Origin of the sequence: Salinactinospora qingdaonensis (assembly GCF_039539445.1) — a bacterium.
GTDB lineage: Bacteria > Actinomycetota > Actinomycetes > Streptosporangiales > Streptosporangiaceae > Salinactinospora > Salinactinospora qingdaonensis.
This window is the reverse complement of the sequence record NZ_BAABDD010000080.1, coordinates 1-876: the sequence shown is the minus strand read 5'-3', so window position 1 is coordinate 876 and position 876 is coordinate 1. Positions and strand designations below refer to the sequence as shown.

The 876-nt window shown below is 71.3% G+C and carries 1 pseudogene; it reads right to left on the bottom strand.

Annotated features, from left to right (window positions below):
- Positions 1–860, bottom strand: a pseudogene (locus tag ABD848_RS24880) (cell division protein FtsK); the annotation flags it as partial.
- Positions 861–876: the final 16 nt, after the last annotated feature.

The following is an 876-nucleotide window of genomic DNA, read 5'->3' as shown; positions in this document are numbered from 1 at the left end:
TCCATGCGTTTGGGGTCGATGGCCCACACCTGCGCTGTGCCCGTGCTGAGGGCGGGCAGCATGGCGCGGATGGCCGACCAGATCACCGAGCCCTTGCCCGATCCGGTCACCCCGATGGTCAGCACGTGGGTTCCGTGCAGGCGCAGGTGCCAGAGTTGGCCGTCTTCTTGGCGCCCGACCGGCAGCGCGGCCAAGTCGACACCATCAGCCGAGTCGGCCACATCCAGGGCGGCCAGGGGTGTGGCCAGCAGGTCACGACGCGGAAACTCCAACACGACGTCGCGCGGTCCCTGGACGGTGACGCGACAGGAGGGGGCGCCGAAGCCGTGGGCCAGCTCGGCCACCCGCTGTTCCATGTCAGCCGGGGAGGTGCCGGCCACCAGCGTGACGCGCACCCGATCCGACCACGCGCTACACGTGACCCGGCGAATCTGGGGCAGGTAGCGGCGTTCCTGGTAGGACTCGGCCAACCCGGCCACCACCAACACCGGCTGCCAGTGGCGCCGATACACCCACACCCAACGCCAGGCCGCCAACACCCGCAGCGCGACGAAGCGGCGAAACGACTCCGGCCAGCGCCGCCACCACACCAACAGGGCGACATCGACCGTCGACCAGGCCACGGCCAGCGTTGGCCAGCCCAAGGCCCACCAGATGGCCACCGAGGCCACCACGGCCACGGACGCGAGCGGGAAGCGGATGGGCAGCAGGGCGAGCGTGGCCAGCAGGCGCCCCAGCCAGGCCGCGATGATGACGATGCCCGGGGTGGTCACCACCGGCGTCGCGAACCGCACCGCCTGAGCCGGAACCGGAGCCGTGGGTTGGGGTTGCTGCTCACCCGGCCGGGGGTTGCGCCACATCAGCGCTCACCCCCGA